This is a genomic window from Geobacter sp. PheSNFMC (genome assembly GCF_059620965.1).
The window spans coordinates 1-26,820 of sequence record NZ_JCAMRN010000001.1 but is presented as its reverse complement, the minus strand read 5'-3'; the positions used below and the strand labels follow the sequence as shown (position 1 = coordinate 26,820).

Sequence of the window (26,820 nt, the reverse complement as noted above, 5' to 3'; positions counted from 1 at the left end):
ATGGAACAGGACCTTCTCGCCACCATCATCGACGCCGAAACGGAGATCCGGGAACGGATCGCCGGGGAGGAGCGGCGGGCCGCCCAGATGCTGGCAGAGCTGCGGCGCGAGCTTGACGACGAGGCGGCGCGGGAAGAGGAGCGTCTGGCGGCGGAGGTTGGCCGGGCCGTGGCGGCAGCCGGGGATGATGCGCGGGTGCGGGCCGCAGCGCTGGTGCACCGCGCCGCCGCCCGGGCGGAGCGGCTGAGCAATCTCGACCAGGCAACCCTGGAGCGGCGCGTCCTCGCCGGCCTTGGCCGGATCGTGCCGGAGCCGGAACCATGATCGCCAGGATGGTCAAGATCGAGATCGTGGGTCCCTCGGAACTGCTCCTGGAGGTCCTGTCCCTGCTGCGCGACCTGGAGCTGTTCCAGATCGAGCAGGACATCACCGGCTTCGTGGCGGCGGAAGACCGGGACAAGGTGCGTCCGCTCCTGTTGGACGAGAAGACCATGGCCGAACGGATCTACTGCGAGGACCTGCGGGCGCGGATCGACGAACTGTTTGCCTGCCTGCCGCGGGAGGAAATGCGCCAGAGCTACCTGGACCCCGGCGACGTGCTCGAATCGGTGAACGAAACCCTCCAGCGGCACAGCGCGCTCTGCCGCGAGTGGTGCCGGAAGCGGGAGGAGCTCCGGACCGAACTGGCGGAACTGGGCGGCTACAGCGTCTTTCTCGGCGCCCTGGAGCCCCACGTGACAACCATCGCGCCGGACAGCGGCCTCGACTTCATCGGCGTGACCATTCGGGAGCCTGCGGCCGTGGCAGAACTGATGCGGACCCTGGCCCGGCTGACCGGCGGCCGGTTCCAACTGCTCACGGTCAAAGCCGAGGACGGCACCCTGATCGGCCTGATCACCCTGGAAAAGGACCTGGCCGCCAAGGTGCGCGGCATCCTCGGGGAGCAGCACGTGCCGGAGATGACCTTTCCGCCGGAGCTGGCCCGGATGCCGTTCCCGGAGAAGATCCGCCATCTGCGCACCCGGACGGCCGAAGTCACCGCCGGTATCGCGGCCATCGACGAAGAGCTGGCCCGGTTCGCCCGGCGCTGGGGGGCCATCTACGCGCGGGTGAGGAGCTGGCTCGACGAGCGGCTGGCGCTGCTGGGGAACACGGCCCACCTTCACCGGACCGGCATGTGCTTCTTCATCCACGGCTGGACCCCGGCAGCCGATGTGCCGCGCCTCACCGGCGAGATCCGGACGAAATTCGGCGGCGCAGTGCTCGTTGAGGAGAAACAGATCCTTGAGCAGGACCTGGACCTGGTACCGGTCACCCTGCGCAATCCTCCCCTGTTCCGCCCCTTCGAGCTCTTTGCCCGGCTCCTCCCTCTGCCCCGCTACGCCTCCTTCGACCCGACCCCCTTCATCGCCGTCTGCTTTCCCCTCTTCTTCGGCATGATCCTGGGCGATGCCGGCTACGGCCTCGTGCTCCTGATCCTGGCGCTGATCCTGGGGCGAGTCTTCAGGCAACGGGAAACGGCGCGGGACGCCGCCCGAATTCTCCTGTTCTCCTCCTGCTACACCATCCTGTTCGGCATCCTGTACGGCGAATTCTTCGGCGAGGTGGGGGCCGGACTCCTGGGGATGAAGGAAGGGTTCATCGTGGAGCGACGGCAGGCCATCGTGCCGATGCTCTGCTTCGCCCTGTCCGTGGGGCTGGCGCACATCCTGCTCGGCCTGCTGCTGGGGTTCATCACCGCCCTCAGGCGCAAAACCGGCCGCGAGGCCATGTTCAAGCTGGTGAACATCCTCGCCATCCTCTGCCTCGTGGTGCTGGTCCTCAGCCGGATGGAGATCGTCCCCCGGCTCCTGACCAGGCCCCTGGCCCTGATCCTGATCTTTCTCATCCCGTTCCTGTTCTTCTCGGGGGGGGTCCTGGCCCCCCTGGAACTGCTGAAGAGCATCGGCAATATCGTGTCCTACGCCAGGATCATGGCCATCGGGCTCGCCTCCCTGCTCCTGGCCCGGGTGGCGAACCGTTTTGCCGGCATGACCGGCAACGTGGTGACCGGAGTGCTGCTGGCGGTCATCTTTCATGCCGTCAACATCGTGCTCGGCGTCTTCTCGCCCACCATCCACGCCCTCCGCCTGCACTACGTGGAGTTCTACAGCAAGTTCATGGTGCCGGGGGGAAGGAAGTTCGAACCGCTGCGCAAGGGGTAGGGAGGCGCGGCACCCGCCCCTGCCCGGCAGCCCGGTGCCAAGGAGGATGCAATGGAAAAGGTCTATCTGGCTCTTGCCGCGGCCCTGGCGGTGGGGCTCTCCGCCCTGGCCACGGCCTGGGCCCAGTCCAAGATCGGCAGCGCCGGCGCCGGCACGCTCGCCGAGAAGCCCGAACTGAGCGGCACGGTCATCATCCTGGTGGCCATCCCCGAAACCATGGTGATCCTCGGGTTCGTGGTGGCCATCACGATCCTGACCATGTGACGGAGACGGCGGTGGGTACGGCGGAACTGCTGGCAGCCCTGCGCAGCGAAGGGAAGCGGAAGGAGGAGGCGATCCGGCGCCGGGCCGGGGAAGAGGCGGCCCGGCTCAGGGAGGAGGCCGCCCTGGGGCTGGCCCGCCTGCGCGAAATGCACCTGCAGGAGCAGGAACGTCTCATTGCGGCGCAGGAACGGGCCATCCTGGCCGAGGCGGAGCGGGCGGCACGGCGGGTGCGGCTGGTCGCGGAAGAAGAGATGGCGAGCCGGTTCCATGACTTGGCGCGGCGCCTTCTGCCCCGGCTCAGGGACGGGGACTATCCTGCCGCCTTTGCCCGCCTGGCCGCGGAGCTTCCCCCCCTGGCGTGGGAGACGGTGCGGGTCAACCCGGCCGACGGGGAGCGGGCCGTCGTCCTCTTTCCCGGCGCGCGCATCGAGACCGACCCCGCCATCAGCGGTGGCATGGAGGCGATCACGGAGGGGGGACGGATGCGGGTCGTCAACACCCTGGAAAAGCGGCTGGCTCGGGGCTGGCCAGACATCCTCCCCCACCTCCTGGCGGAGGCGGCGACCGATGCCTGACCTGACCGCACTACTTGCCCGGCCTGTCGGAGAAGGGTACCCCACCGAGTACCTGACGGCGCGGGTCAGGGGACGCCGCGCGTGCCTCGCCGCCGGGGCTCTTCGCACCGGGACGGAGACGGCCATGCCGGCGGACCGGGCCCGGCGGAGGATGCGGCAGGAGTTTCGCTGGGCCTATGGCCAGATGAACCGGGAGATGCGGGCGGTCTTTGCCCCCCTCTTCCTCTGGTTCGAACTGGGGACCATCCTCACCTGCCTCCGCTTCCGCCGGGGGGGCGACCGGGACGGGGCCAACGCCACCCTTTCCGCCAGCCTCCTGGCCCCGGCAGTGCGGCAGGCCCTGACCGGAGGGGAGGGTCCACCGGAAGCGGCGGCTGCCCTGGGCGCGCTCCTGACGGACCTCGACGCCCGGCTCCGCGATCTGGGCACCCTCTACCGGGACCAGGGGGGACGGATGCTCGAACAACGGCTGGCCACCCTCTTTCTGGAGCGGATGGGGGAGCTTCCCCTGCACCCCCTGGTGGCGGCGTTTTTCCGCGCCCTGACCGACGTGCAGAACTTGGTCACCCTTGCCAAGCAGATCCGCTGGGACCTGCGGGAGCCCCGGTCCTTCATCCGCGGGGGAACCATCGCGCCGGAGCGCCTTGAGCGGGCGCGCGACAAGGGAACCGGCGCCGGGCTCACCGCCCTGCTGGCCTCCCTGCCGGGCATGGGCCCCCTGCCGGCGGACACGGCCACTCCCGGCCCGCTCCTGCTCCGCTGGCTCACCGGGAGAATACGGGCCCTGGGAAGAGACCCCCTGGGGCCGGGCCCCATCCTCGACTATCTCTGGCGCTGCGCCGTTGAGGCGCGCAACCTGGGGCTCATCTGCCGCTTCGGGGAGGCGGAGGACGAACTCCGCGGGGAGCTGATCCGGTGAAGAGGATCGTTTTCATTACCCCGGCCGATGCCCGGCACGGCTTCAGCCTTGCCGGCGCGACCCAGCTCACGGCAGCGCCGGCCGAGGCCGAGGCCGCGGTCCGGCAGGCCATGGCCGATCCGGAGTGCGGTCTGGTCGTCATCGACGAGCGGCTCCTGCCCGGCATCGGCGAGGAGCGCTTCCAGGAGATGGAGCGGCGGTGGTTCGGCGTGCTCATCGTCCTCCCCGCCCCGGAAGCGGCGGGAAAAGAGGAGGAAGATTACGCGGCCCGCCTCATTCGCCGGGTGATCGGCTACCATGTGAGGCTCATGCCATGACCGGACGCATCCTGGGCATAGCGGGACCGACGGTGACGGTGGACATCTCCGGGCTCAGGCTCTACGACATGGTCCGAGTGGGGACCGCCGGGCTCATCGGCGAAGTGGTGCGCCTGGAGCGGGGGCGCGCCGTGGTGCAGGTCTACGAGGACACCCGGGGGCTGGCCGTGAACGAGCCCGCGGCCGGCATGGACGCCCCCCTCTCGGTCCAACTGGCGCCGGGGCTCCTGGGCGGGATGTTCGACGGCCTCCAGCGTCCCCTCCGGCGACTGGAGGAACTGGCCGGCCCCTTTGTCGCGGCCGGGCGGGAGGTCTTCCCCCTGGACCGGGAGCGGACCTGGGTCTTCACCCCGGCCGGGAACGCGGGGGACGAGGTAGCCGCCGGCGACCTCCTGGGCCACGTGGCCGAAGGAACATTCCGGCACCCCGTCACGGCACCACGGGGGGGACGGATCGAACGTCTGCACGCGGGGAAATTCCGCTTGGCCGACCCCATCGGCCGGATGGCCGACGGCCGGGACATCTTCGCGATCGCCCCCTGGCCCGTGCGCCGGCCGCGCCCCTACCGCAGGAAGCTCTCCCCCTCCCTGCCGCTGGTGACCGGCCAGCGCACCATCGACTTCCTCTTCCCCGTGGCCCGGGGCGGCACGGCCATCTTCCCCGGCGGCTTCGGCACCGGCAAGACCATCCTGGAGCAGTCCATCGCCAAGTTCGCCGACGTGGACATCGTGGTCTACGCGGGGTGCGGCGAGCGGGGGAACGAGATGGCGGAACTGCTGGAGGAATTCGTCACCCTGGCGGACCCCTGGAGCGGCCGCCCCCTGATGGAGCGGACCATCGTGGTGGTCAACACCTCCAACATGCCGGTGGCGGCCCGCGAGGCATCCATCTACACCGCCGTGAGCATGGCCGAGTACTACCGGGACATGGGCTGCCACGTGCTCCTCCTGGCGGACAGCATCTCCCGCTGGGCCGAGGCGCTGCGGGAGATTTCCTCCTCCCTGGAGGAGATGCCCGGCGAAGAGGGCTACCCCACCTACCTCTCGTCCCGGCTGGCCGCCTTCTTCGAGCGGGCCGGGGTAGTGGAGACCCTGGGCGGGACGGTCGGCTCCCTCTCCATGATCCTCTCCGTTTCCCCGCCCGGGGGCGATTTCACCGAGCCGGTCACCCAGGCGTGCCTGCGCACGGCAGGGGTCTTCTTCATGCTCGACACCGCCCTCGCCCACCGCCGCCACTTCCCGGCCATCAACTGGTTCCAGAGCTACTCCCTCTATGAGCCGGAGATGGTGGCCCACTTCGACGGCCAGGTCTCGCCCCGCTGGAGCGAGGTCAGGCGGCGCTGCCGGGAAATCCTCCAGCGGGAGGAGGCCCTGCGCGAGGTGGCAGAGATCGTCGGCATCGAAGGGCTCCAGGATGCCGACCGTCTGCTGATGAAGGTGGCGGAGCGGATCAGGCACGAGTTCCTCTCCCAGAACGCCTACACGGACGACGCCTTTTCCGCCCCGGACCGGACCCTGGCACGGATCGCGGAGATCGTGGCGTTCCACGACCGGGCCGGGGAGCAGCTGAAGCAGGGGGTGCTCCCGGACGAGCTCCCCAGGGGATAGAACCGGCACCGGCCCGGAACGGCAGCCAGGAGGCGCCATGCGACTGTCCGAGCATCGTTACCGCACCATTTCCTCCATCAGGGGGCCGCTCCTGTTCGTGGAACAGGTCTTCGCGGCCCGCATGGGCGAGGTGGTGCGCATCGCCTGCCCCGGCGGCGAAACGGCCGAAGGGGAGATCCTGAAGATCGACGGGGACACCGCGCTGATCCAGGTTTTCGGCGAAACCCGCGGCCTGGGCCTGGACGCAGACGTTGCCTTCACCGACGCGATCCGGCAGGCCCCCCTGTCCGCGGACGTGATCGGCAGAGTCTTCAACGGCTCCTTCATCCCCATCGACGGCGCCCCCATGTTCGTGCCCGAGCAGTGGGCTCCCATCACCGGCGCCCCCATCAACCCCACGGCCCGGGCGCGGCCCGAGGAGTTCATCGAGACCGGCCTGACCGCCATTGACGCCCTCAACACCCTGGTCAAGGGGCAGAAGCTGCCCATCTTCTCCAGCGCCGGCCTGCCGGCCAAGGAGATGACCGCCGCCATCGTGCGCAACGCGCGCCTCGCCGGGGGAGGCGCCTTTGTGGTGGTCTTCGTGGCCCTGGGGCTCCCCCACCACGAGTACGCCTTCTACATGCAGGTCCTCGCCGGCATGGAAGGGGACTTCACGGCCTTCATCAACCGGGCCGGCGAGCCGGTCATGGAGCGCCTCCTGGCGCCCCGCTTCGGCCTCGCCGTGGCCGAACACCTGGCCTTTGCCCGCGGCATGGACGTGCTGGTGGTCATCACCGACATGACCAACTACTGCGACGCCCTGCGCGAAGTCTCCACGGCGCGGGAGGAGCTTCCCGGCCGGCGCGGCTATCCCGGCTACATGTACTCGGACCTGGCCTCGCTCTACGAACGGGCCGGACGAATCAGGGGGATGCCCGGCTCGGTCACCATGCTGCCGGTGGTGACCATGCCCGAAGACGACATCACCCACCCGATCCCGGACCTGACCGGCTACATCACCGAAGGGCAGATCGTCCTCTCCCGGGAGCTGCACCAGAAGGGGGTCTTCCCCCCGGTGGACGTCCTCCCCAGCCTGTCACGCCTCATGCAGCGGGGCATCGGCAGCGGCCGCACCCGGCAGGACCACCGCCGCATCGCCGATCTCCTCTACAAGCAGTACGCCAAGGGGCGCGACCTGCGCCGCCTAGAGGCCATCGTGGGCCGCGAGGGGATGATGGGCAGCGACCGGCTCATGCTCGACTTTGCCGACGCCTTCGAGCGGGAGCTGATCCACCAGGGCGCGGCGCGGCGGGACATCAACGCCAGCCTGGACGGGGGGATCGCCCTTCTCGGGCGCTTTCCGGCGGAGGCCCCATGATCCACCCGACCCGCACCAACCTGCTCCTGCTCAAGGACAAGGGGCGCGCCGTCAGCGGCAGCATCGGCATCCTCAAGGCGCGGCGCCTGGCGCTCATCCGGGAGTTCCTGGCCGCCACCCTCCCGTTCATGCGCTCCCGGGACGAAGTCAGGGCGGCCTATGCCCGGGCGCTGCGGAAACTGCACCTGAGCCTCGGCATCGAAGGGGACGAATTCGCGGAATCCCTCGAACGGATCGCCCCCCGGGACCTGGGGGTGGAGATCGTGGACCGGAGCGTCATGGGGCTTCACTACCGGGACGTGGGATTCCGGGGCGAGGCGGTCCGGTCGCCCTCGGAGCGGGGCTATGACTACCGGCTCACCACCCCCCACCTGGAGGAGGCGTTGCACCTGTTCGAGACCATCCTGGGGGAAATGCTGGAGATCGCCGCCTACGAGAGCAGGCTGAAGCGGCTCGGCAACGAGATCGTCCGCACTACGCGGCGGATCAGGGTGCTTGAGGAGCGAATCCTCCCCGGCCTGCGCCGGGAGATCCGGGAAATCGGCCACTACATCGGCGAGCGCGAGCGCGAATCACACTACCGGCTCAAGCGGTTCAAGGAGCTGCTCACCGGCGGAGGCGGGGGACGCCGGGCAGCTCCGTGAACGGCGTGAAGCGCGCGGGGGACGGAGAGATGGTCACCGACCCATTCCTCATCGGCTCCGGGCTCAGGAGCCTGCGCAGGCGACGGTGCCTGCTCTGGGCAGTCATCCTCCTCTACGTGCCGGAGATATGGGTCACCCTCGCCTGGACCCATTCCGGCAGGGCCGCGCTCATCACCTTCTACGTCTGGTTCCTGTTCCTCTGGAACACGGTGATCCTGGTGGCGTTCACCAGGTGCCCCCGTTGCCGGAACTACTACCACATCAAGTTTGCATTTCCCCTCTACTTCAGGCACTGCAGGCACTGCGGGCTGGCGATCGACGCGGACAAGCGGGGGGCATTGTGACGCGGTCCGGCCGGCTCACAACGCACACAGCGGGAGGAGCCCATGCCCCTCCCGCTGTCGTGTTACTGCACCCTGCCGTTCAGGCCGCTCTCAGTACTTCGGATAGAAGCGGAGCACGAACTGGTTCGGGGTCGGCCAGGAGGCGTTCAGCTTGTTGACCGTGATGTAGTAGTTGACGCCCAGGTTGGCCAGGTCTTCGATGGGGCCGGTCAGGTACAGCCGGTTGGACTGCCAGGACGCCAGCACGTCGGCCGGAACCGGCTTCTTGATGCCGTCCGAGGGATAGGGGAGGCCGTTGGCGTCCAGACCGGCCTGGCTGCGGTAGGTCACCCAGGTCCCTTCGCAGTAGCCCGTTTCCGCGACCGGATCGGTCACCACGAAGTTGCCGTCGCAGTTGGCCATGAGCAGGTTGTCGGTGTTGATGTTGTCGTCATTGTCATAGTAGTAGGCCCAGGGCACGCCGGACAGGTTGTTCCAGTCGCCGAACAGCGCATAGTAGTTGGAGGAGATCAGGCCGGTGTCGAGCCCGTCTTCCGTGGCATTGAGCAGGTAGCTGAAGCGGTAGTTCGGATCAAAGTAGCCGGTGGTCGGGTGGTTCTTGTCGGCGGGGCCGGCAAGCCCCTGGGCAAAGAGGGCCGACAGTACTTCGGCGGACTGAACGGCGGACGAGGTGGTGGTGAAGAATCTCCCTTTCTTGTCAGTGAAGCCGAGGCCGTCACCGGACTTGGACTTGGTGAACACGCCGTTCACCATGAAGCCCAGCTCGGCCCGGAAGCCTTTCCACTTCTTCACGTCGCCGTCGGTCAGCTTCTGCATGGAGTTGTAGATGCTGGTATTGGTGTCGGTCGCCACGTTGAAATACACATCGATGGGCTGGCCGTTGGTCCCCTTCACCTTCCAGCGCTTGCTGGACTGGAGCGGGTCCGAGCACATCTTGTCGGAGAAGTCGTAGGGGTTGTAGCCGGTGGTCATGATGCACTTGAGCCCGGTCACGTCATCCTTGTTGACGACCTTCATGCCGGGCGCCTTGACGTCGGTTTCCTTCCAGGTGATCACGCCGTTGGTGCCGGTCTTGGCCGGGCTGGTGAAGAGGGTGCTGGTGTAGGTCACATACTCGGTATAAGGGGGAGGCGCCACCGTCACGTTGCTCATGTCCCACCCGGTGATGGTGCCGGCCCAGGCGGCCGAAGCGGCAACAGACAACGATACTCCCAGCAGTGCGGACAGCTTCTTTGCGGTTTTGCTTCTCGACATGATGTTCTCCTTTTCTTCGTGTGGTTGAGGTTGCTTCTCTTGCATCTCCTTTGCCCCGGGGAAGCGGACATCGTGCCCCCCTGCTGCTTCCGGGAACATCCCTTTCCACCATCCTCCTTTCCGGTGTGCGACCCATTTCTCCAGTTCTGGCAGGCGCCGGGCCGGGGCGCGGCTCACGATGCCCGGCGGCTGTAATCAGTGATCATGCGTTCCCTGTTCAGCAATGGGCATACCAACGGGACAGCATCTCGCAACATATCGGTATTATTGTATTTTTTTGATAAATATGGTTTTTTTGAGTCGTAAGCCAGGCAACCCTGGTTGCCATGACTTCAGGCTGTTCTGCCGTAGTTACCGGAAAGAAACCGGCGGGAGCGGCTGTAACGCCTGGAGGAAACACGTGGGGACAATGCGGATAACATGCTGTTGTTGCAGAGTAAAACAGGAGAGATGCCACCTGAGCCATCCGGCGCGCACATGACATGAAGAGGAACGCAACGGATCCCCGCAACCAGGGTTGCAGGGTGCAACCAGGGTTGCGGGGGTTTGTGCGGGGGGGGCGGGAAATCCTGGGCCGACCGGGTCAGGACCGCTGGCGGCCCGCCAACAGTGGCTCAGATCATCCGGTAGTGGCCGGCAATGGCCTGGTAGCTGCGGTAGGCCTCCAGATAGCCGGCATCCTCCCGGTAGGTGGCCGGATAGATGGGGGGCACCGGGCGGTGGTTCAACTCGCGGTCCACGTTGACAAAGGTGAAGAGGCACGAGTTGGAGAGGGCCTTGACGGTCCGGTCGCGGCTGATCCGCTCGATGTTTGCCTCCACGCAGACAAAGCTCTCGTTGGTGAAGACCACCCGGCTGGTGAAGTGGAGCTTGTCCCCGATCCTTACCGGGTGGAAGAAGTTGATCCGGTTCACGGCCGCGATGATGGAGCGGTCCGGCGCCACCAGCTCGGAGCAGATGCCCGACAGCTCGTAGGCGCGGCGGATCAGGTAACCGCCGAAGATCCGCTGGGGCACGTACTCCTGCTCGGGATACATCCGCTCCCAGGCATCCGCCACCAGACTGCCGGCCCGGTGGCCGCCAAAGCCGGGCTCCTCCTGGGCCCGGTGGAGCCGGTCCAGCATCTCGTACTCATCCCGGCTGGGGGGCTCTTTCAGCGACGCCTGCTGCCGGCGGTACTCCTCCCGGCCGGCAACGGCCTTGTCCGCCCGCTGCTGCTCCAGCTCGTCGCGGTACTCCAGGGGGGGCAGGGCAATGCTCTCGCCCGCCTCTTCCCCGCCACGGGCAACCATGGTGAAGTAGCAGGAGGCGATGTGCGTAGCCGGGTCGCCCGCGTGCTCCAGGCGGATCCCCACCACCATGGAGGAGCGCCCCACGTGGTTGATCCGCGCGCACATGACGATGTCGCGGTTCACGTCCACCACGTGGCGCAGCAGGATATTGTCGATGGCTGCCGTCACGACCCGGCCCTCCGGATGGAAGCGCCGGACATAGGCCAGGGCCGTCTGTTCGGCAAAGATATCCAGTTCTTCCAGCAGGAGGCCGAAGCGGAAGTTGCCGGGGATATCCTCGTCAACCACCATGAAGCGCCGCCGCTGCTTCAGGTCGCTGCCCAGCGGCAATTTCCGGTTGAGCGAGGTTTCGGTGGGGGTGGTCATGGCATGCCTCCAGGGTTCGATGGGATCGGTCGGCGCCGGCCGTGCGAGCGAGAACGGCGCGTCCGGAGAGGAGTGTACCAGAACGGGGCCGAAAGACACGGCAAAAGGGGCTGGATCGCCTCTTTGTCAGCTCCCCCCGCCCGATGCCGGTCCGCAAACCTCGTCCACCAGCGCCGGGTCGATGGCCACGGGGCGCGGCTGCCAGGAGGGATCGAGCCGCTGCATGCCGCCGACGAATTCGGCCGAGCCCATCAGCAGGTACCCGGCCGCGGCGCGGAGCAGGTCCACGGTCTTGGCCGGCAGCGCGAACGACGTGGGCAGCGCCTGCAGGCAGAGGCGCAGGCGCGGGTCGGGGATATCGTCGAAGGTCAACTCGGCAAAGGTGAAATCGGTCACGATCGGGTTCGGGATCGACAGGGCCGACGGGCACTCCTGCCCCAGCCGCCGGTTGCAGGAATCCACTGTCCGGGCCAACTGGCGCATCTGCTGAAAATGGCCGTCGACCATCTCTACGCTGTCAAAGGAAACGTCGTCCATGGGGCCGCTCAGGGCCACATCGAGGACGGCGCCGATCCCCGGCGGCGCGCTCTCGGCGTCCCAGCTCCGCTGCTTGGTCGTCTTGGCGTTGGCCGCGATCACCATGAGTCGCCCCAGCCGGTTCAGGTTGGCGTAGCGGAGGATGCTCCACGCGCTGTCCGTGGTGGTGACCGCCTGGAACGGCCCCCTGAGCCCCAGGTTGTCCGACAGACCGCCGTCCAGGAGGTGGGCGTAGAGCCGGTCGGGCTCGCGGTACGACCGGGCGGCCATGGCGTCGGCCACGCGGCGCTTCGGGTTGCTCTCCCGGTCCAGGCCCAGCCCGATCCATTCGGGGAGTGGGCCGCACGGCTCCTTGTGGATGGTAAGGGTGAGCGGGGCAAAGGCCACCGGGAAATTGGACGAGGCGGCCACGGCCCGGGCGACTGAGACCCCGGCCAGGTCCGAGCAGAGCAGGTCGAACTGGTCCTGGGTGAACTCGAACCGGTGGACGATGCTGATGTCCGTGGCGTTCAGTACCAGGAAGGGCGCCCTCTTCCCGGGCGCGGCGGCCAAGTCGGCGAAGGTCTTGCCCCCGAAGACCGTGTCGTTGTAATACTCCTCCGCCATGTCGATCCGGCTGAAATCCGGCGAGGCCAGGCGCCACCAGTTGTAGGGGTTGAACAGGCGCCGCACGAGCCCGCCCTGAATGTCGCGGTAGAGGAATCTACCCGGAAAATCGTCGAAGAACCGGTCCGGGTAGAGCGCGTAGTAGGCCGAGGTAAAACTCCCGCCGGAAACCGACGAGATGATCTCCACGTCGTCCAGGAGCCGGTGCCCGGCCCCGTCCCGGCCGGCGTACTCGACCCTGTTCAACTCCTCCATCAGGCCAAAGGAAAAGGCCGCCGCGCGGGTGCCGCCGCCCGAGAACGCCAGCAGGACAAAGGGCTTGTCCGCCGTGGGCTGGGGCCTGACCACGCTGTAGCGGTAGCCCGCTGCCGGTGAAACGGTCGTCAGCCGGGGATTCTCCGGATAATGGGCGCAGCCCCCCGCCACGAGCGCCGCGCCGGCCAGGAACAGCCTCAGTCCTCTGCCCGTCACACGCATTGGAACGCCACCTCCAGGGGCGCCACCGGGTCGGTGTTTCTGATCACCACGGTCACCTTGGGCGGGGCACAGGTCTTGCCCGCAGGGCACCGGAGCGTCACGGTGTGGCGGCCCGGGTTGCACTGCTTGGCCTGCAGCACCCCCGCGTCGTCCTTGTTGGGGCCCTGGTCTACGCCGTCGAGGATCACGGTGCCGGTTTCCGGGCAGGGGCAGACGAAGAACTCCATGGGCATCTCCTTTCGTGGCGGGTGTGCGAAGGAGGTGGCGGATCATGCGGACAGGGGGGTGCACGAATTCGTCAAGCGTTAGAATAATATCATACGGTTAACGACTCGGGGAGCGACGCGGGCAATTTTTCGCCCCGGGACAAGACGGCAGCCGGTTGCCGTCAGCCCGGCCGGCATGGTCAAGGTCAGTTCAGGTCAGGAGGTAAGAACCGGTGCCGGGGGGTATCGACTGGCCAGCGTCGTTTTTCAACTCCATCTGTACCGAGGCGATACGCCCGACTGTCGTGCGGGCACCGAAGCTGCGACCGATCCCCTGACGCAGGTAATCCACCCGCAAATCGATGGTGTCAAAGCGACCGAACCGCGTCACGATCTGCCCCACCGTCTCATGGGGATGTTTTTCGGCAATCGCCGCCGGCACAAAACCGGCGACCGTATCCGCGCCGTGGCAATCACCCCGCCATGAAGACGGCCATGGCGATAACTGCCGATCAGTTCCGAACGCATATCGAATGACAAACTGGTCGGTTCATCCGCATGAGCACCCGACATCTGCAGTCCTTTCGAGGCACGGAATCGATGATCGATCGGTGCCAGACACACGTAAATAATGGGGATAGGCGGTTCGCTATCCCCATTATTTCGTCAGGAAGGCCTAAAGGTTTACATAGCTTGACATTACCGTTCCAGTACTGTACCGTACGGTACAGTTTATAATCAAAATCGCGGGAGAGCTTATTGAATGATCCTTGAGTCACTACCTTCCACATCGCTACCCAAACGGCTGGTTATCACAATCGCTTTGTTCGCGGCAACCGGTCTTGGCGGCTGCGCCATGCTTCCGGAAACCGGCCGGCTCGGCAGCATGAAATCTTCTTCCGACTATGAGACCACAGCATCATTTTCAGCACCCGCCGGCACTTGGCCGGCAGAACGCTGGTGGCAGTCGTATGGCGATTCTCAGCTTGTCACATTGATTGACGAGGCACTGCGCGATTCGCCGGACATGGCCGCAGCAGCGGCACGCATGCGCCGGGCCGAAGCATACGTCACGGTATCCAGATCCGCCCTGATCCCGCAGGTAAGCGCCAATGCGTCGGTGACTGAACAGAAGATCAGCTACAACCACCTGATTCCCCGATCCGCAGCATCCGACGGCTGGCAGGATTACGGGCTAGGCACGATCGACCTGAAATGGGAGATCGACTTCTGGGGCAAGAACCGTGCGGGGTTGGCGGCGGCTACATCGCAACTGGAGGCGAGCCACGCCGAGACAGCCCTGGTGCGGCTGAACATCGCGGCGGCCATTGCCATGAATTACTCCGAACTGGCGGGGCTCTATGCGTTACGGGATACCGCCGTCCGTACGGTGGAGATTCGCAAAAAAACGGTTGAACTTTTCTCGGAGAGATTCACCAACGGCATGGAAACCCGGGGGAGCGTCAGTGAGGCCAAAGCCCGGCTGGCCGGAGCAGAGGGTGATCTGCTCTCCATTGACGAGCAGATCGGCCTGACCTGTAACCGCCTGGCTGCCCTGGCAGGTGCCGGTCCGGACCGGGCACGTTCCATACACCCGCCAACGGTCAATCTCAACAGCAGTTTCGGACTACCGGCAGAACTTGCGGCAAACCTCGTGGGACGCCGCCCTGACGTGACCATGGCGCGTCTTGTGACCGAAGCGCAGATGCATCGTATCGATCAGAAGAAAGCCGAGTTCTATCCCAACGTCAACCTGGTTGCCTTTATCGGTGTGCAGTCGTTGGGGCTGGACATGCTGACCAGGGCAGGATCGGATATCGGCGGGATCGGCCCTGCCGTATCCCTGCCGATTTTCACTGCCGGCCGCCTGCAGGGTGAACTTCGCGAACGATCTGCGATCTATGACGAGATGGTTGCCAATTACAACGCAACGGTGACCCACGCCCTGGAGGACGTTGCCAATGCCGCCCTCAGCATCAGGGCGCTGGCCGGGCAGTTGGAAAAAGGCGACGAAGCTGTGGCGGAAGCGGCCGAGGCACATCGGGTGGCTCGCAATCGCTACGAAGGAGGACTCGCCAACGTTATCGAAGTCCTGTACGCGGAAGATGTCCTGCTGAACAGCCAACGGATCCTCGCCGGACTCAAATCCAGGGCACTGGCCCTTGATGTCGCCTTGCAGCGCGCCCTTGGCGGCGGATACCAGCACTCTAAAATCTAACACTGCGAAGGATGCCGACATGTCTGCAACTGCCGAATCGATTCCCACCGATGTATCCACAACAAATCGCCGCAAGAAACTGCTCATCGCCCTAGCCGCGGTTGTCGTCATCTCGGCGGCAAGTGCCACGGCGTACGCGCTTTTGTACGGCTCGCACTTCGTCTCTACCGACAACGCCTACACGGCGGTCGAGGTTGCCCAGGTGACTCCGTCGGTCGGCGGGACCATCAGCGAGGTGCTGGTGACCGACACCCAGACGGTCAGGAAAGGTGACATTCTGGTCAGAATCGACCAGACCGACGCCAGGCTCGCCCTTGCCCAGGCAGAAGCCGACCTGGGGCGAGCGATTCGCCGCGTCAAGGGATTTATGGCCAATGACGGCAGCCTGCATGCCCAGATCACGGCCCGGGGGGCCGATGAGGAACGGGCTGCGGCCCAACTCCGTTCGGCTGAAGCGGATTTTGAACGGGCACAGATTGACCTGAAACGCCGCGCGACACTATCGACATCGGGCTCGGTATCCGGAGATGAACTCACCCGTGCCCAAAATGCCTTTGCCGCTGCCAAGGCCAATCTGGACGCCATTCGGGCCGCCATTGCGCAGGCCAGGGCAAACCGCAGCACCGCCATCAGCGCTCGCGAAGCCAACGCCGTACTCATTGACGGCACGACCGTGGACACCAACCCCGAAGTGGCACTGGCCCGTGCCCGCCGCGACCAGGCGGCAGTCGATCTGGAGCGGACCGTGATACGGGCCCCGCTGGGCGGCATCATCGCCAAGCGGCAGGTACAGGTCGGCCAACGTGTCCAGGCCGGCACCCCCTTGCTCTCCGTGGTGCCCGTGCAGGAAATGCATGTCGACGCCAACTTCAAGGAAGTGCAGCTCAAAAAGGTCCGTATCGGCCAACCGGTCACACTCCATGCCGACATTTACGGCAAGTCGGTGGCCTACCACGGCACCGTCGAAGGCTTTTCGGGCGGCTCAGGCTCTGCCTTCTCCGCCATTCCGGCCCAGAACGCCACCGGCAACTGGATCAAGGTTGTCCAGCGCCTGCCGGTACGCATCAAGCTCGATCCGGCAGAACTGCTGAAGAACCCGCTCAAGGTCGGCCTGTCCATGACTGCCGAAATCGATACCCGCGGCAGGAACTAAGTGGAGAACGCCAGCATGAGTCAAGCCTCACCATCTACCACTGCCGCTGAAAATGATGCCCCGCTTTCCGGGGGCATGCTCTGGCTTGCGGCAATCATCCTCGCGGCAGCAAACTTCATCGCTGTTCTCAACATGACGATCGCCAACGTTGCGGTGCCGAACATCGCCGGCAGCCTGGGGGCGACCGTCAGCCAGGGCACCTGGGTCATTACCTCATACGCCGTAGGCGAGGCCATTACCGTCCCGCTGACCGGCTGGTTGTCGGCACGTTACGGGGCGGTACGGGTCTTCGTCTGGGCGATGGTCTTCTTCGGCATTTTCTCCCTGGTATCAGGTCTGGCCAACTCGCTGGGGTTGCTGGTGGTCGCCCGCATCTTTCAAGGCTTTTCCGGCGGACCGCTGATGCCGTTGTCACAAACCCTGCTGATGCGGATCTTCCCCAAGGAAAAAGCAGCCGCTGCCCTGGGGTTATGGTCGATGACGACCCTCGTGGCACCGGTGCTCGGCCCTATTCTGGGCGGTTATTTCTGCGATGAATACAGTTGGTCATGGATTTTCTACATCAACCTGCCGATTGCTTTTCTTGGAGGATTCTTCGCCTGGCAATTGCTGAAGCGCTACAGCGAACCCCTGATCCGCAACCCCATCGACCGGGTGGGCCTGGTCCTGCTCGTCATCTGGGTCGCGGCACTGCAGCTCATACTTGATGAAGGGAAAAACCTCGACTGGTTTGCCTCAGGCAAGATCGTTGCCCTGGCCATTATTGCGGCCATCGCCTTTGCCGCCTTCATTATCTGGGAGCTTTATGAGGAGCATCCCGTCGTCGACCTCAAGGTATTCCGCCATCGCGGGTTCACCGCCTCTGTGCTGACCATCAGCCTGGCGTTTGCCGCCTTCTTCGGGGTCAGCGTACTTACGCCGCTCTGGCTGCAGAATTTCATGGGGTACACCGCCACGCAGGCCGGCCTGGCCACCGCCGGCACCGGGCTTGCCGCATTTTTCGTTGCTCCGCTGGTGGCCCAGTTGACGACTCGGATCGATGCCCGAAAACTGGTGTTCGGCGGCGTCATCTGGCTGGGTATCGACACCCTGTGGCGCACCGTGGCCACTACCGACATGACCTTCTGGAATATTGCCGTCCCTCTGGTGTTTCTGGGATTCGGCCTCCCGTTCTTTTTCATCCCGACGACCGGATTGGCCCTGGCGAGCGTTGAAGAGCGCGAAATGGATTCCGCCGCAGGGCTCATGAACTTCCTGCGTACCCTGTCCGGTGCCTTTGCCACCTCCATCGTGACCACGACCTGGGCCAACCAGATTACGCGCAACCATGCCGAACTGGTGGGGCTCGCCGACAGTGACCGAAGCGTGAGAACCATGCTCGAAAACTCGGGCGCTCCCGGCGATGCGGTGAATCAGGTTATCGACTACATCATAACCGGCCAAAGCGTCATGCTGGCCACCAACCAATTGATGTGGGCCATCGGCATCGCCTTCTTTATCGCAGCTTCAGTTATCTGGATCGCACCAAAGCCGAGCCGGGTGGTTGACCCGTCAGCCGGCGGGCATTAAGGAGGATCGCCATGTTCAAGCACATCCTTGTTCCAACCGATGGTTCGCCGCTCTCCCAGGAGGCAGTCAACCGCGCCGTCTCATTCGCCAGGGAAATCGGATCGCGCATAACCTTTTTCTGTGCCGTACAACCGGCTCCCAAGATGTACTACGGTACGGGCGCCATCTTCGATACGCATACCTTCGCCACGTTTCGCGAAAAGATGCTCGGCACCGCCAATGACATTCTGGATGCAGCCGGAAAGATCGCCGAGGAGGCGGGAGTTGAGTACGGCAAGGTGACACTGGTTAGTGAAGAACCCTACAACGCCATCATCGAAGCGGCCAGTCGGAACCAATGTGATCTGATTTTCATGGCGTCACACGGGCGCCGCGGCGTCAGCGGATTTTTGCTCGGCAGCGAGACGCAAAAGGTGCTTGCGTACTCGACAATTCCAGTTCTGGTGCACAGGTCAGACAGGTCACTCTAGGGAGCGGGCGGAACGATGGCAAGAAAGCGGGAACCGGAAAAACAGCCTAGCCACGAACGCTGGCTCGTGTCCTACGGAGACCTGTTAACCCTTTTGTTTGCAGTCTTTGTTGTTTTGTATGCCATGTCGCAAGCCGACAAAAAGAAAACAGAAGAAGTGATGCAATCAATACAAAGTGCCTTCGGCATGTCAGTTGCCGGATCTCCGGGCTCTAAACTCAATGTGATTCCATCAGATCAGATCAATCCCATCCCAAGCATAAAGCCATCACTTTCATCGACCTCAGAACAGAAAAAAGGCGCCGGCAATCATGCCGGCATTAAAATTACGGCCTCAGAAAACGAGTTTAAGCAAATCAAGTCATCCATTGAGGCACATCTCATCAAAGAAGGGAAATCAGACAAGGTAATCGTAGACATTACGAGACGCGGCTTGGTAATAAGCTTGAAAGAGGCCGGTTTCTTTGATTCAGGTAGTGACAAAGTAAAACAACCGTCAATAAGTGTCATTGCAACCATAGCTCGATCGCTTGCCATCTATGCAAATGAATTAACGATAGAAGGACATACCGACAATGTTCCCATTAGAAATTCACTGTTTCGCTCTAACTGGGAGCTTTCGAGCGCTCGGGCAAACAACATAATGCACCTTATGACAGAATCGTACGGTTTGCAACCCGAGAGAATATCTACTGTAGGCAACAGCGAATACCGTCCCATTGACACAAACGACACAGCAGAAGGCCGAGCCAAAAACAGACGGGTTGATATTGTAGTCTTAAACTCTGAGGCAGAGAAATTGGAGGCTAAATCGGCTGCACAATGACTGATCATAAAAGCCGGCCAATCTAATGCCATTGAACGGCTTTGCTCCATAGAAATATTAATTGATACGGCCAGTGCCCTGTGATTCGGCATTCGTCAGTCTTGAGGTGCTGATATGGAAACTTCCAGATTATTGTTGTACAGCGTGATTGCCCTTGTCGCCCTGCTCGTCTTTTACTTCATTCTTGTTGCCGAACCATCTCACGATTTCCCGACGAATATCATCCATCTGCTGTTCCGGCATTGACTTATCATATGGTATCAATAATCCTGTTGAAAATTGTCGTATTCGGAACGATGATTTGCTGGGCCATAATTGCGGCGATTTGTTTTCTGCACCGCAGAAAATGAACTTTTGATGCGGAGTTATGGGAACTGGTGTCGCTCACCCCAAAACGCAAGGAGAAACCACACGAGCATGGCAAAAAAATCAGACACAAAACGACAGCATATTCTCTCGGTGGCGGCACAGGTTTTCCAGGAGTATGGGTTCGAGCGGACCTCGATGTCAGAAATCTGCGCCCGGGTGGGCGGTTCGAAGGCGACGCTTTACAATTATTTTCCGTCCAAGGATGAATTGTTTTTTGAAGTAATGACGCTCTCCAACAACACCGAATTCGAGGCCGTCTTCCGGTCGACAGACCCTGCCGCGGATGATATTGCCGCATCGCTGCGTGATTTCGGCAGGCGTTGGCTGACGTTTCTTTACTCGCCAAACGTTAAGGCAAATCGGCACTTGGCCATCTCCGTGTCCGGCCGGAGCGATCTTGGGCGGCTCATGTATGAGCGCGGAGTACTGCGCGGGCAGGACCTTGCTGCAGACCTCATCAGAACGGCAATCGGGCTTGGCAGGCTCCGGCAGGCTGATCCGGTTGTCGCGTCACGCCATCTGCTCAGCCTGCTTGAGTCTGAACTGATGGAGCGTTTTCTGTTTCAGCTCCTGGGAGAAGTCAGTGAGGAGGAAATCAAACAGGTTACCGATCGTGCCATAGACGTTTTCATGGCAGCCTACGGTGTCCCCTGCATCAAGCGATAAATCCCAGAACAATCCTGCCTGCGGCCTCCTGAGAGTCGGAGCAAGCTAACTAGCTTGAATCCCAGTCAAGTGCTCACTTATGGCCCTAAAAATGTGCTTCTAGGGGTAAAAAACCTCCTAAATTGAGGTGATATTGTTGAAATATCGGCAGGCTGGGTTGGTCCGACCCGATTCATGCCCGATTAAGCAGATGGTCTTCCCACTGGATCGGGAAAGGCCGATTGAAGGTTCCGGTTGTGAAGGCATGGAAACAGCATCTGTACCCCTTTATAGCGGGTTACATTGTTCAGCCGCATTTTTTGTTCCAGTTGTCAATACTGCGCCAATAGTTGACGGGCGGCAGTCTGTAGCGGGTCCCATACTGGCGAAAACGGCGGTGCATAGCTGAGATCCAGATCTACAATCTGTTGTACCGTCATGTGAGCGGTAAGAGCTGTGGCTAGCACATCGATCCTTTTGGCCGCTCCTTCAAGACCGATGATCTGCCCTCCCAGTAACCGCCCGCTGACTTTTTCCGCTGCCAATTTAACGGTTATCCAGCCAGCACCGGGGTAATAGCCAGCCCTGGTCCTGCTTTTGATTGTCGCAGTCACATAGCAAAGTCCCAACGTATCCGATTCCCGTTCCGTAAGCCCGGTGCGGGCAACTTCGTATTTACATATCTTGCTGACTGCCGTTCCCACAACTCCCGGAAACGTGGCATATCCCCCCGAGAGATTAATGCCCGCCACAGTTCCCGTCTTGTTTGCCACTGTCCCCAGAGCAATATGAATCGGCTTGCAGCCGACCAGATGGAACGTCTCGGCGCAGTCGCCGGCAGCCCATACTCCAGGCGCAGAAGTTTGCATGCGGGGATTAACGCTGATAGCGCCCTTGACCCCAAGCGCGATGCCGGCTGATGCTGCCAGGGAGGTGCTTGGACGAGTCCCCAGACCGACAATCACCAAGTCGGCAGGCAGTGTGCGCTGGTCGGTCACCACCGCGGTCACCTTTCCACTTGCAGCCTCGTAACCGATCAGGGACTCTCGTAGATAGAGGGTAACACCGATATCTCGCAAGGCATCGGACACCATTGCTCCCATATCCGGATCAAGCGTCCCCATTACCTGCTCGCCACGTTCGACCAGGGAAACCTGAAGCCCATTTCTGATCAGGGCTTCTGCCATTTCGAGTCCAATATACCCTCCCCCCACCACAACCGCCTTGCGAGGGTTGTTACGTTCCATAAAATGCTGTACCTGAAGACCACTCGCAAGTGTAGACAGAGCAAATATGCCGTTGGCATCACTGGCGGGCAGTTGCGGAAAGACGGGATCTGCTCCGGTGGCGATCAGAAGTTGATCATAGTATGCCCGGAACGTCTTCTTTTTATTCAGGTCTTCCACCAGGACACTCTGACCGGGCACGTCGATTTCCAGAACATTATGGCTGGTCAGAGCTTCGATATTGTATTTTTCGCGAAACGTCTCCGGCGTTCGGGCAATCAGTTTATCGTGGTGATCTATCAGTCCCCCGAGAAGATACGGCATGCCGCAGGCAGCATAGGACGTATGGGGGCTGCGTTCGAACACCGTAATGCTTCGCTGCGGATCAGTTCGGCGTACCTTTGCAGCGGCACTCATACCTGCGGCATCACCGCCGATTACGACCAGGCGCTCAACTGGCATGATAAATCCTCCGTTCGGCATTAGCAGATGTTTTTCTTGGTTTGATCATTTCGCAAGGGTCTACCTCGGAACGGTTAGGGGGACGTAGTTGATTAGTTGACTAATGCCTGCGCTAATCAACAAATCAACTACGTCCCCTTAAGGTCCCCCGGCCGTTCCGGCGAACCCTTGTCTTTGTTTGGTATCGGGAGGATGGGGAAGATACCGGCCGGTTCGTTGCAGCCGGCATCATCACGGAGAACTCGTTGTTCTCCCCTCTGCACTCAACTCACGGCGCCTATTTGATTGCAAGTCTCTCCACGACCAGTGCGCCGCTCAGAATTGAAAGTTTCCCCTGCAGGGTTGTCCAGGCGTCCAGGGGCAGATACCAGGCGTCGCGGCCGCCGAGGAGCGTAACCGTCTTGTTGCCGCCCAGGGTGAAGTCCTCCGCAAAGGTCACGGCTCTGCCGTATATGGTGTCTATCGGGCCGGCCGCGGCGTACGCCTCGGCCAGCGAGTCGCATCGGTAACCGCTGGAATTCACCTTTGCCATGGGAGAATAGGGGAACGTGACCGTGAGGTTCCGGTCGCTGCTCATTACCACCTGGCAGCTCTGGTTTGTGCCGCAGCCGGCCGCAGTCCATGTCGCCCATGTGGAGTCGGAGTCGGGGGTCTGGTAGAGGGTGACGGTGGTCCCTGAGGAGAAATCCGCCTGACAGGCACCGCTCATTCCGGAGGGGTTCGATCCCTGGCCGGCGCAGGCTATGCCGCTGTCGCCGTGGACGGAGCCGCCGCCCTTGTCCGGCGTGTCGCTCACCACCGTCACGCTGAGATGGTAGACAGACGGCGTGGCAATCCCCATGCTGCTCACATAGTAGGTTACCCCGTCGACCGAGGTGGAATTATTGTAATAGGCCGCACTTCGTTCCGGATCGATATCGAGTCCGGTGGCGGAATCCATGGCCGAAAACTGGGTCAGGTAGCCGTCGTTGTCGAACCAGAGCTTGGGAAAGTAAAGGCTTGCCGGCTGCTGGGTGGCCGTAAAGGTGTAGGGACTCGTGGCAGTCCGGGTCATGGGGACATCAAAAACATTTATGGCCGTAGCCTGCAACGCCCCTGCCGGCACCCACCACCAGAGATACTGCCCATAGGGTGCCCACTGGTCGGGCGGGTACCCGGCTGCCTGTGACATGGCTATGTGCCGCAGCATGGGGACGCTGCCGAAAAAACAGAAGTTCTCATTGGGCGGCAGAGCAGACCCCTTGTTCCCGCTGTAAGACATGGAGACCCACATCTGCACGGTCGAACCGTATCGCGACTCCACCGAGGACTGGAAGAAGAGATATCCGCTCCTGGTATCGGGCCAGGGCATCATCTGCTGCTCCAGAACCGACGACTTGAACCCGGTATGGGGCCCGTTGTCCTCGGCAAAGGCTTGCTGCGTGGCAAAATCGTAGTTGATCTCGCTCAGGAGGAAGAACACCGTCACCAGCCCGTTGGACGTTTCATAGAGCAGCATCAGGCCGGTATCGGCGTCAAAGTAGGCAATGCCGGTACTGTACTGATTGATGTAATAGACGATCTTAACCACGTCCCGTTGGGCTTTGAGATCGAATAGCGTCTTTATCGGGAGAAGGAGGTACGGAAAAGAGAACTGCGCCTTGAAGGTAGCGTAGGTATGGGATTCCCGCAGCACGGTGGCGATCACCTGGCCTTTCCAGGTATCGCCGCTCTGCAGGGTCTGGAGCCTCTGGGGGTGGATCCAGCACGGCCCCATGTCTAGGGCGGAATAGGTGCCGATGTCTACCGGATTGGTGGTCCCCCAATGATTCAGCCCCGAATGTTTGGTTACCTGCACATCAACGCCGTCGACGTTGCTGAGCAGATACGCTTCTTCGGCATCCGACGCCGTTGTGCTGCCAACAGCCCCGAAATACCAGACACGCACCCCTTTCTGCATCCATCCGACATCAATGGCCCACACGCCGGCCCCATCCACACCCAACAACAGGACCAGCACCAGACAGGAAATCGCTATCTTTTTCATATCTCATACCTCCTTCTGCGGGAGGGATGGAGAGAGGAAGGTAACGGAAGGGGAGGGAAAGGGATTCAGAGGGACGGGAATTTACGTTTCCTATGCATGAACTTTATCACCTGAAACTTGGTCGTCAATGGAATTACAGGGATTATTGGTGGTTGTGATGGGGGATTGAAACCCTGCCGGGGATCCAGCACGAGGTAGTAATCGTGCGGCCATGGAATATTCAACAACGCCCACTGTGACACCCCCAATTCTTCTGGGCTAATGCACTAAAGCAAGAACGTCCCCGGCCCCACTGACACTGCGTGTTCTCCCCTGTCGCCGGGTCGGGTGCGCTCCGGAACATTCGCGCCACATGGAAAAGAGCGCCCCTCAGCGTTGTGTGAGCCATGAGGCGGGTGAATCCCCTCGGCACACCGTGCCTGCAACCAATTCGTCTCGTATCCGTTTGACAATGGATAGCCAACTATGTTTAAGTATAGCCGGCTATCTAAAGAGGACATCACCAGGAGGCCCGGAATGAATGATGACCTGTGCTACAAGCTGAACTACCTGGCCCGGCTGATTCTGTCCAAAGTAAATGAAAAAATCAAACCGCACGGAGTAACGCAGGGGCAACTTCCGGTTCTTTGCTGCCTGCATGACGCGGAAGGACAGACTCAAGCCGAACTGTGCAAGAATATTCAGGTTGAGCAACCAACCATGGCCAATACGTTACGACGCATGGAGCGGGACGGTCTGATCTTCCGGATCGCCAGCGACACGGACAAACGGCAGTCACGGGTGTATATAACCGAACGGACCCGCCCGACAGTCGAAGCCTTACAGGAGAAACGGGACGAGGTTGTCGCCGCGATGGTGCGGCACATGTCGCCTGAGGACCTGGCAACGTTCACCCGACTGCTCGATGTCGCTACAAAGGCCTTGGAGAACCCGGAAACAGAGTAATCAACAGGAGAATCCGAATGCAAACGTTTGATGTTGTTGTTATCGGCGGCGGTCCCGGAGGCATGACCGCAGGGATGATGCTGAAGCAGGCGGGCAAATCGGTCGCGATCATCCAGGAAAATCACGACAGTTTCGGCGGGGTCTGCCTCAACCGTGGCTGCATGCCGACCAAATCCATGCTAAAAGCGGCCAAGGTCTATCGCGATGCCCAAAACAGCGAGAAATACGGCCTGGACCTATCCGTGAACCCTGTCGATTTAACACGCCTGCGCGCCGTTGCCGACGCAGATCTGAACATGCTGCGTCATATGGTCCAGGGAAAACTGACCGATGCGCGCATTGCCGTTTTCCGCGGCAAAGGCTCTTTCCGGTCCGAACATGAGATAGAAATCTGCCAAGCAGATGGCAGTTCCGAACAAATCCGCGGCGAAAAAATCATCATTGCGACCGGTTCGGTCCCCGCCGAACTTCCCTGTGCCCCCTTTGATGGGCACTCCATCCTCTCCAGTGACCAGATTCTGAAAAACACGGAGCTCCCGCACAAGCTGCTGATTATCGGAGGCGGGGCGATAGGCTGCGAGTTTGCAACCCTGTACAACACCTTCGGCAGCAGAGTTACCTTGGATACTATGTAAGGCCCCCCTTGGGCATACGGAATTTTGCCGTATGCTGGACTTTGCGAGAACCCATTCTCCAAAGGAGGCCTTACACATGAGATTTTACACAAAAAATCACAAGCACTACTGCGGAATCGACCTTCACGCGAAGAAGATGTTTCTCTGCATGCTGAATGCGGAGGGAGAGGTGCTTATGCACCGCAACATTACCAGCTCTCCGGAAGCCTTTCTCAAAGCAGTGGCGCCTTTTCGTGACGACCTGGTGGTCGGCGTGGAATGCATGTTCGCCTGGTACTGGCTCGCTGATCTCTGCCGCAAAGAAAAGATCGAATTCATTCTCGGCCATGCCCTGTACATGAAAGCTGTCCACGGCGGGAAAGCAAAGAATGACAAGATCGACTCCCACAAGATTGCAGTGCTGCTGCGTGGTGGTTCATTTCCTGTCGCTTACGTTTATCCGCCGGAGATGCGAGCCACTCGTGATCTGCTGCGTCGTCGAACCCATCTGGTGCGCAAGAGGGCTGAGCTCTTTGCCCACATCCACAACACGGCCACCCAATACAATTTGCCGGAAATCGGCGTTCATCTTAGTGTCGAAAGCAATAGACAAGGCGTGGACAAGCATTTTCCCGATCTACAGGTGCGCAAGATCGTGCAAATCGATCTGGCAATGATCGATGCCTATGACGACGTGCTCAAAGCTCTGGAATGGGACATTGAGAAGACGGCCCACCGCCATAACTGGCACTCGCTTTTGCTGCTGCGCTCGATCCGTGGTGTCGGCGACATCCTGGCGCTGGTGATGCTTTACGAGATCCATGACATCAATCGGTTCGAGTCGGTCCAGGACTTCGCTTCCTACTGCCGCCTGGTAAAGTGCAGCCACGAATCGGCTGGCAAGAAAAAAGGGACCGGCGGCGCCAAGATCGGCAATGCTCATCTGAAGTGGGCATTCTCCGAGGCAGCCATACACTTCATCCAGTACAACCCGCCAGCCAAGAAACTGAAAGATAATCTGGCCATTGTGCACGGGAAGGGAAAAGCTATTGGCATCATCGCCCATAAGCTGGCGCGAGCGATCTACTACATGCTGAAAAACAACGTGCCGTTCAACCTGGAAAAATTTATGGCAACGGCATAGAGCTGGAGGGGACGGAAGCAGCCACAACGTTCAACTGGAGCCATATGGGGCGAGCATGAACACGACCGTGATACATGATAGGTGCGTCTTCGAACGCGTACCGGTCGATATGCCAGTGCCCCGGCATCCCTGTCGCTTGGATTAGAGCTCCGTCCCGCTCCTTACATACATGGATCGATTTC

At 61.8% G+C, this 26,820-nt stretch carries 26 protein-coding genes; 19 read left to right on the top strand and 7 right to left on the bottom strand.

All coding sequences use genetic code 11. The annotated features are described in order from the left end of the window. From AC6CDK_RS00130 to AC6CDK_RS00085, 10 genes are read left to right on the top strand one after another with little or no spacing between them, the layout of a single operon-like run. Window positions 1–324, top strand: coding sequence for a hypothetical protein (locus AC6CDK_RS00130; RefSeq protein ID WP_192905298.1), 324 nt, complete (start codon window positions 1–3; stop codon window positions 322–324). Continuing rightward, a complete protein-coding gene (locus AC6CDK_RS00125; RefSeq protein WP_192905299.1) occupies window positions 321–2,204 on the top strand; it encodes a V-type ATP synthase subunit I in 1,884 nt (627 codons plus the stop codon). Before AC6CDK_RS00130 ends, AC6CDK_RS00125 begins: the two co-directional genes overlap by 4 nt. 51 nt (window positions 2,205–2,255) lie before the next feature. Beyond that, entirely contained in the window at window positions 2,256–2,468 is a 213-nt protein-coding gene (locus AC6CDK_RS00120; protein WP_039643351.1) for an ATP synthase subunit C-like protein, read from the top strand. An 11-nt stretch (window positions 2,469–2,479) separates the two neighbouring features. Then, on the top strand, window positions 2,480–3,043 hold the full coding sequence (locus tag AC6CDK_RS00115) for a V-type ATP synthase subunit E family protein (RefSeq protein ID WP_039643350.1): 564 nt from the start codon (window positions 2,480–2,482) through the stop codon (window positions 3,041–3,043). Further along, entirely contained in the window at window positions 3,036–3,962 is a 927-nt protein-coding gene (locus tag AC6CDK_RS00110) for a V-type ATPase subunit (RefSeq protein ID WP_145915376.1), read from the top strand. The genes AC6CDK_RS00115 and AC6CDK_RS00110 overlap by 8 nt, the downstream gene beginning before the upstream one ends. Beyond that, the gene (locus AC6CDK_RS00105; RefSeq protein ID WP_192905974.1) at window positions 3,959–4,279 is read left to right on the top strand and encodes a V-type ATP synthase subunit F; all 321 of its coding nucleotides are present in this window, start codon (window positions 3,959–3,961) and stop codon (window positions 4,277–4,279) included. Before AC6CDK_RS00110 ends, AC6CDK_RS00105 begins: the two co-directional genes overlap by 4 nt. Further along, window positions 4,276–5,886 carry a V-type ATP synthase subunit A gene (locus AC6CDK_RS00100; protein WP_192905975.1) on the top strand — a complete coding sequence of 537 codons (1,611 nt, stop codon included), beginning with the start codon at window positions 4,276–4,278 and terminating at the stop codon, window positions 5,884–5,886. The genes AC6CDK_RS00105 and AC6CDK_RS00100 overlap by 4 nt, the downstream gene beginning before the upstream one ends. Before the next feature lie 37 nt (window positions 5,887–5,923). Next, entirely contained in the window at window positions 5,924–7,246 is a 1,323-nt protein-coding gene (locus AC6CDK_RS00095; protein WP_192905976.1) for a V-type ATP synthase subunit B, read from the top strand. Further along, the gene (locus AC6CDK_RS00090; protein ID WP_192905977.1) at window positions 7,243–7,890 is read left to right on the top strand and encodes a V-type ATP synthase subunit D; all 648 of its coding nucleotides are present in this window, start codon (window positions 7,243–7,245) and stop codon (window positions 7,888–7,890) included. The genes AC6CDK_RS00095 and AC6CDK_RS00090 overlap by 4 nt, the downstream gene beginning before the upstream one ends. Further along, entirely contained in the window at window positions 7,887–8,234 is a 348-nt protein-coding gene (locus tag AC6CDK_RS00085; RefSeq protein ID WP_052269380.1) for a hypothetical protein, read from the top strand. The genes AC6CDK_RS00090 and AC6CDK_RS00085 overlap by 4 nt, the downstream gene beginning before the upstream one ends. A 90-nt stretch (window positions 8,235–8,324) precedes the next feature. On the opposite strand, the gene AC6CDK_RS00080 is transcribed toward AC6CDK_RS00085, so the two are convergent. The 5 genes from AC6CDK_RS00080 to AC6CDK_RS00060 form a co-directional block, all read right to left on the bottom strand. Continuing rightward, window positions 8,325–9,488 carry a choice-of-anchor F family protein gene (locus AC6CDK_RS00080; protein WP_066358284.1) on the bottom strand — a complete coding sequence of 388 codons (1,164 nt, stop codon included), beginning with the start codon at window positions 9,486–9,488 and terminating at the stop codon, window positions 8,325–8,327. A 614-nt stretch (window positions 9,489–10,102) separates the two neighbouring features. Further along, entirely contained in the window at window positions 10,103–11,146 is a 1,044-nt protein-coding gene (locus tag AC6CDK_RS00075) for an acyl-CoA thioesterase (protein ID WP_039643344.1), read from the bottom strand. Between the two features lie 126 nt (window positions 11,147–11,272). Then, complete coding sequence (locus tag AC6CDK_RS00070; RefSeq protein WP_039643343.1) at window positions 11,273–12,766, bottom strand: patatin-like phospholipase family protein; 1,494 nt, start codon at window positions 12,764–12,766, stop codon at window positions 11,273–11,275. After that, on the bottom strand, window positions 12,757–12,993 hold the full coding sequence (locus AC6CDK_RS00065) for a hypothetical protein (protein ID WP_039643342.1): 237 nt from the start codon (window positions 12,991–12,993) through the stop codon (window positions 12,757–12,759). The genes AC6CDK_RS00070 and AC6CDK_RS00065 overlap by 10 nt, the downstream gene beginning before the upstream one ends. Before the next feature lie 190 nt (window positions 12,994–13,183). Next, window positions 13,184–13,414, bottom strand: a complete 231-nt coding sequence (locus tag AC6CDK_RS00060; RefSeq protein ID WP_066357114.1) for a hotdog family protein — start codon at window positions 13,412–13,414, stop codon at window positions 13,184–13,186. Window positions 13,415–13,735: 321 nt separating this feature from the next. Here AC6CDK_RS00060 and AC6CDK_RS00055 point away from each other — a divergent pair, with 321 nt between their 5' ends. The 6 genes from AC6CDK_RS00055 (at window position 13,736) to AC6CDK_RS00030 (ending at window position 20,242) form a co-directional block, all read left to right on the top strand. Continuing rightward, a complete protein-coding gene (locus AC6CDK_RS00055; protein ID WP_192905978.1) occupies window positions 13,736–15,190 on the top strand; it encodes an efflux transporter outer membrane subunit in 1,455 nt (484 codons plus the stop codon). A gap of 19 nt (window positions 15,191–15,209) precedes the next feature. After that, window positions 15,210–16,343 carry an HlyD family secretion protein gene (locus AC6CDK_RS00050; RefSeq protein WP_192905979.1) on the top strand — a complete coding sequence of 378 codons (1,134 nt, stop codon included), beginning with the start codon at window positions 15,210–15,212 and terminating at the stop codon, window positions 16,341–16,343. A gap of 15 nt (window positions 16,344–16,358) precedes the next feature. Further along, window positions 16,359–17,912: a DHA2 family efflux MFS transporter permease subunit gene (locus tag AC6CDK_RS00045; protein ID WP_039648107.1), complete on the top strand. Its 1,554-nt coding sequence runs from the start codon at window positions 16,359–16,361 to the stop codon at window positions 17,910–17,912. An 11-nt stretch (window positions 17,913–17,923) separates the two neighbouring features. After that, window positions 17,924–18,382, top strand: coding sequence for a universal stress protein (locus AC6CDK_RS00040; RefSeq protein ID WP_066357112.1), 459 nt, complete (start codon window positions 17,924–17,926; stop codon window positions 18,380–18,382). A 15-nt stretch (window positions 18,383–18,397) separates the two neighbouring features. Beyond that, on the top strand, window positions 18,398–19,207 hold the full coding sequence (locus AC6CDK_RS00035) for a flagellar motor protein MotB (RefSeq protein WP_192905980.1): 810 nt from the start codon (window positions 18,398–18,400) through the stop codon (window positions 19,205–19,207). Window positions 19,208–19,624: 417 nt separating this feature from the next. Further along, the gene (locus AC6CDK_RS00030) at window positions 19,625–20,242 is read left to right on the top strand and encodes a TetR/AcrR family transcriptional regulator (protein ID WP_192905981.1); all 618 of its coding nucleotides are present in this window, start codon (window positions 19,625–19,627) and stop codon (window positions 20,240–20,242) included. 311 nt (window positions 20,243–20,553) lie between these two features. Here AC6CDK_RS00030 and AC6CDK_RS00025 read toward each other — a convergent pair whose 3' ends face one another. Together AC6CDK_RS00025 and AC6CDK_RS00020 are read right to left on the bottom strand one after the other, a co-directional pair. Next, window positions 20,554–21,909 (bottom strand): FAD-dependent oxidoreductase, encoded by a 1,356-nt coding sequence (locus tag AC6CDK_RS00025; RefSeq protein ID WP_066357109.1) that lies wholly within the window; start codon window positions 21,907–21,909, stop codon window positions 20,554–20,556. Between the two features lie 277 nt (window positions 21,910–22,186). Beyond that, window positions 22,187–23,935: a hypothetical protein gene (locus AC6CDK_RS00020; protein ID WP_192905982.1), complete on the bottom strand. Its 1,749-nt coding sequence runs from the start codon at window positions 23,933–23,935 to the stop codon at window positions 22,187–22,189. Between the two features lie 516 nt (window positions 23,936–24,451). Between AC6CDK_RS00020 and AC6CDK_RS00015 the strand changes: the two genes are divergently transcribed. The 3 genes from AC6CDK_RS00015 to AC6CDK_RS00005 all read left to right on the top strand — a co-directional run bounded on the left by AC6CDK_RS00015 (window position 24,452) and on the right by AC6CDK_RS00005 (window position 26,638). Beyond that, window positions 24,452–24,880 (top strand): MarR family winged helix-turn-helix transcriptional regulator, encoded by a 429-nt coding sequence (locus AC6CDK_RS00015; protein WP_039643334.1) that lies wholly within the window; start codon window positions 24,452–24,454, stop codon window positions 24,878–24,880. Window positions 24,881–24,897: 17 nt separating this feature from the next. Next, on the top strand, window positions 24,898–25,515 hold the full coding sequence (locus AC6CDK_RS00010) for an FAD-dependent oxidoreductase (protein ID WP_226048561.1): 618 nt from the start codon (window positions 24,898–24,900) through the stop codon (window positions 25,513–25,515). 76 nt (window positions 25,516–25,591) lie between these two features. Then, window positions 25,592–26,638, top strand: a complete 1,047-nt coding sequence (locus AC6CDK_RS00005) for an IS110 family RNA-guided transposase (RefSeq protein WP_119331786.1) — start codon at window positions 25,592–25,594, stop codon at window positions 26,636–26,638. Window positions 26,639–26,820 lie beyond the last annotated feature (182 nt).

Bases quoted from the DNA above. Each gene is read 5' to 3' on its own strand.
- AC6CDK_RS00035 (WP_192905980.1), top strand. From the start codon at position 18,398: ATGGCAAGAAAGCGGGAACCGGAAAAACAGCCTAGCCACGAACGCTGG.
- AC6CDK_RS00005 (WP_119331786.1), top strand. From the start codon at position 25,592: ATGAGATTTTACACAAAAAATCACAAGCACTACTGCGGAATCGACCTT.
- AC6CDK_RS00075 (WP_039643344.1), bottom strand. From the start codon at position 11,146: ATGACCACCCCCACCGAAACCTCGCTCAACCGGAAATTGCCGCTGGGC.
- AC6CDK_RS00125 (WP_192905299.1), top strand. From the start codon at position 321: ATGATCGCCAGGATGGTCAAGATCGAGATCGTGGGTCCCTCGGAACTG.
- AC6CDK_RS00070 (WP_039643343.1), bottom strand. From the start codon at position 12,766: ATGCGTGTGACGGGCAGAGGACTGAGGCTGTTCCTGGCCGGCGCGGCG.
- AC6CDK_RS00110 (WP_145915376.1), top strand. From the start codon at position 3,036: ATGCCTGACCTGACCGCACTACTTGCCCGGCCTGTCGGAGAAGGGTAC.
- AC6CDK_RS00045 (WP_039648107.1), top strand. From the start codon at position 16,359: ATGAGTCAAGCCTCACCATCTACCACTGCCGCTGAAAATGATGCCCCG.
- AC6CDK_RS00010 (WP_226048561.1), top strand. From the start codon at position 24,898: ATGCAAACGTTTGATGTTGTTGTTATCGGCGGCGGTCCCGGAGGCATG.
- AC6CDK_RS00040 (WP_066357112.1), top strand. From the start codon at position 17,924: ATGTTCAAGCACATCCTTGTTCCAACCGATGGTTCGCCGCTCTCCCAG.
- AC6CDK_RS00020 (WP_192905982.1), bottom strand. From the start codon at position 23,935: ATGAAAAAGATAGCGATTTCCTGTCTGGTGCTGGTCCTGTTGTTGGGT.
- AC6CDK_RS00120 (WP_039643351.1), top strand. From the start codon at position 2,256: ATGGAAAAGGTCTATCTGGCTCTTGCCGCGGCCCTGGCGGTGGGGCTC.
- AC6CDK_RS00095 (WP_192905976.1), top strand. From the start codon at position 5,924: ATGCGACTGTCCGAGCATCGTTACCGCACCATTTCCTCCATCAGGGGG.
- AC6CDK_RS00055 (WP_192905978.1), top strand. From the start codon at position 13,736: ATGATCCTTGAGTCACTACCTTCCACATCGCTACCCAAACGGCTGGTT.
- AC6CDK_RS00080 (WP_066358284.1), bottom strand. From the start codon at position 9,488: ATGTCGAGAAGCAAAACCGCAAAGAAGCTGTCCGCACTGCTGGGAGTA.
- AC6CDK_RS00050 (WP_192905979.1), top strand. From the start codon at position 15,210: ATGTCTGCAACTGCCGAATCGATTCCCACCGATGTATCCACAACAAAT.
- AC6CDK_RS00100 (WP_192905975.1), top strand. From the start codon at position 4,276: ATGACCGGACGCATCCTGGGCATAGCGGGACCGACGGTGACGGTGGAC.
- AC6CDK_RS00025 (WP_066357109.1), bottom strand. From the start codon at position 21,909: ATGCCAGTTGAGCGCCTGGTCGTAATCGGCGGTGATGCCGCAGGTATG.
- AC6CDK_RS00030 (WP_192905981.1), top strand. From the start codon at position 19,625: ATGGCAAAAAAATCAGACACAAAACGACAGCATATTCTCTCGGTGGCG.
- AC6CDK_RS00130 (WP_192905298.1), top strand. From the start codon at position 1: ATGGAACAGGACCTTCTCGCCACCATCATCGACGCCGAAACGGAGATC.
- AC6CDK_RS00090 (WP_192905977.1), top strand. From the start codon at position 7,243: ATGATCCACCCGACCCGCACCAACCTGCTCCTGCTCAAGGACAAGGGG.
- AC6CDK_RS00065 (WP_039643342.1), bottom strand. From the start codon at position 12,993: ATGGAGTTCTTCGTCTGCCCCTGCCCGGAAACCGGCACCGTGATCCTC.
- AC6CDK_RS00015 (WP_039643334.1), top strand. From the start codon at position 24,452: ATGAATGATGACCTGTGCTACAAGCTGAACTACCTGGCCCGGCTGATT.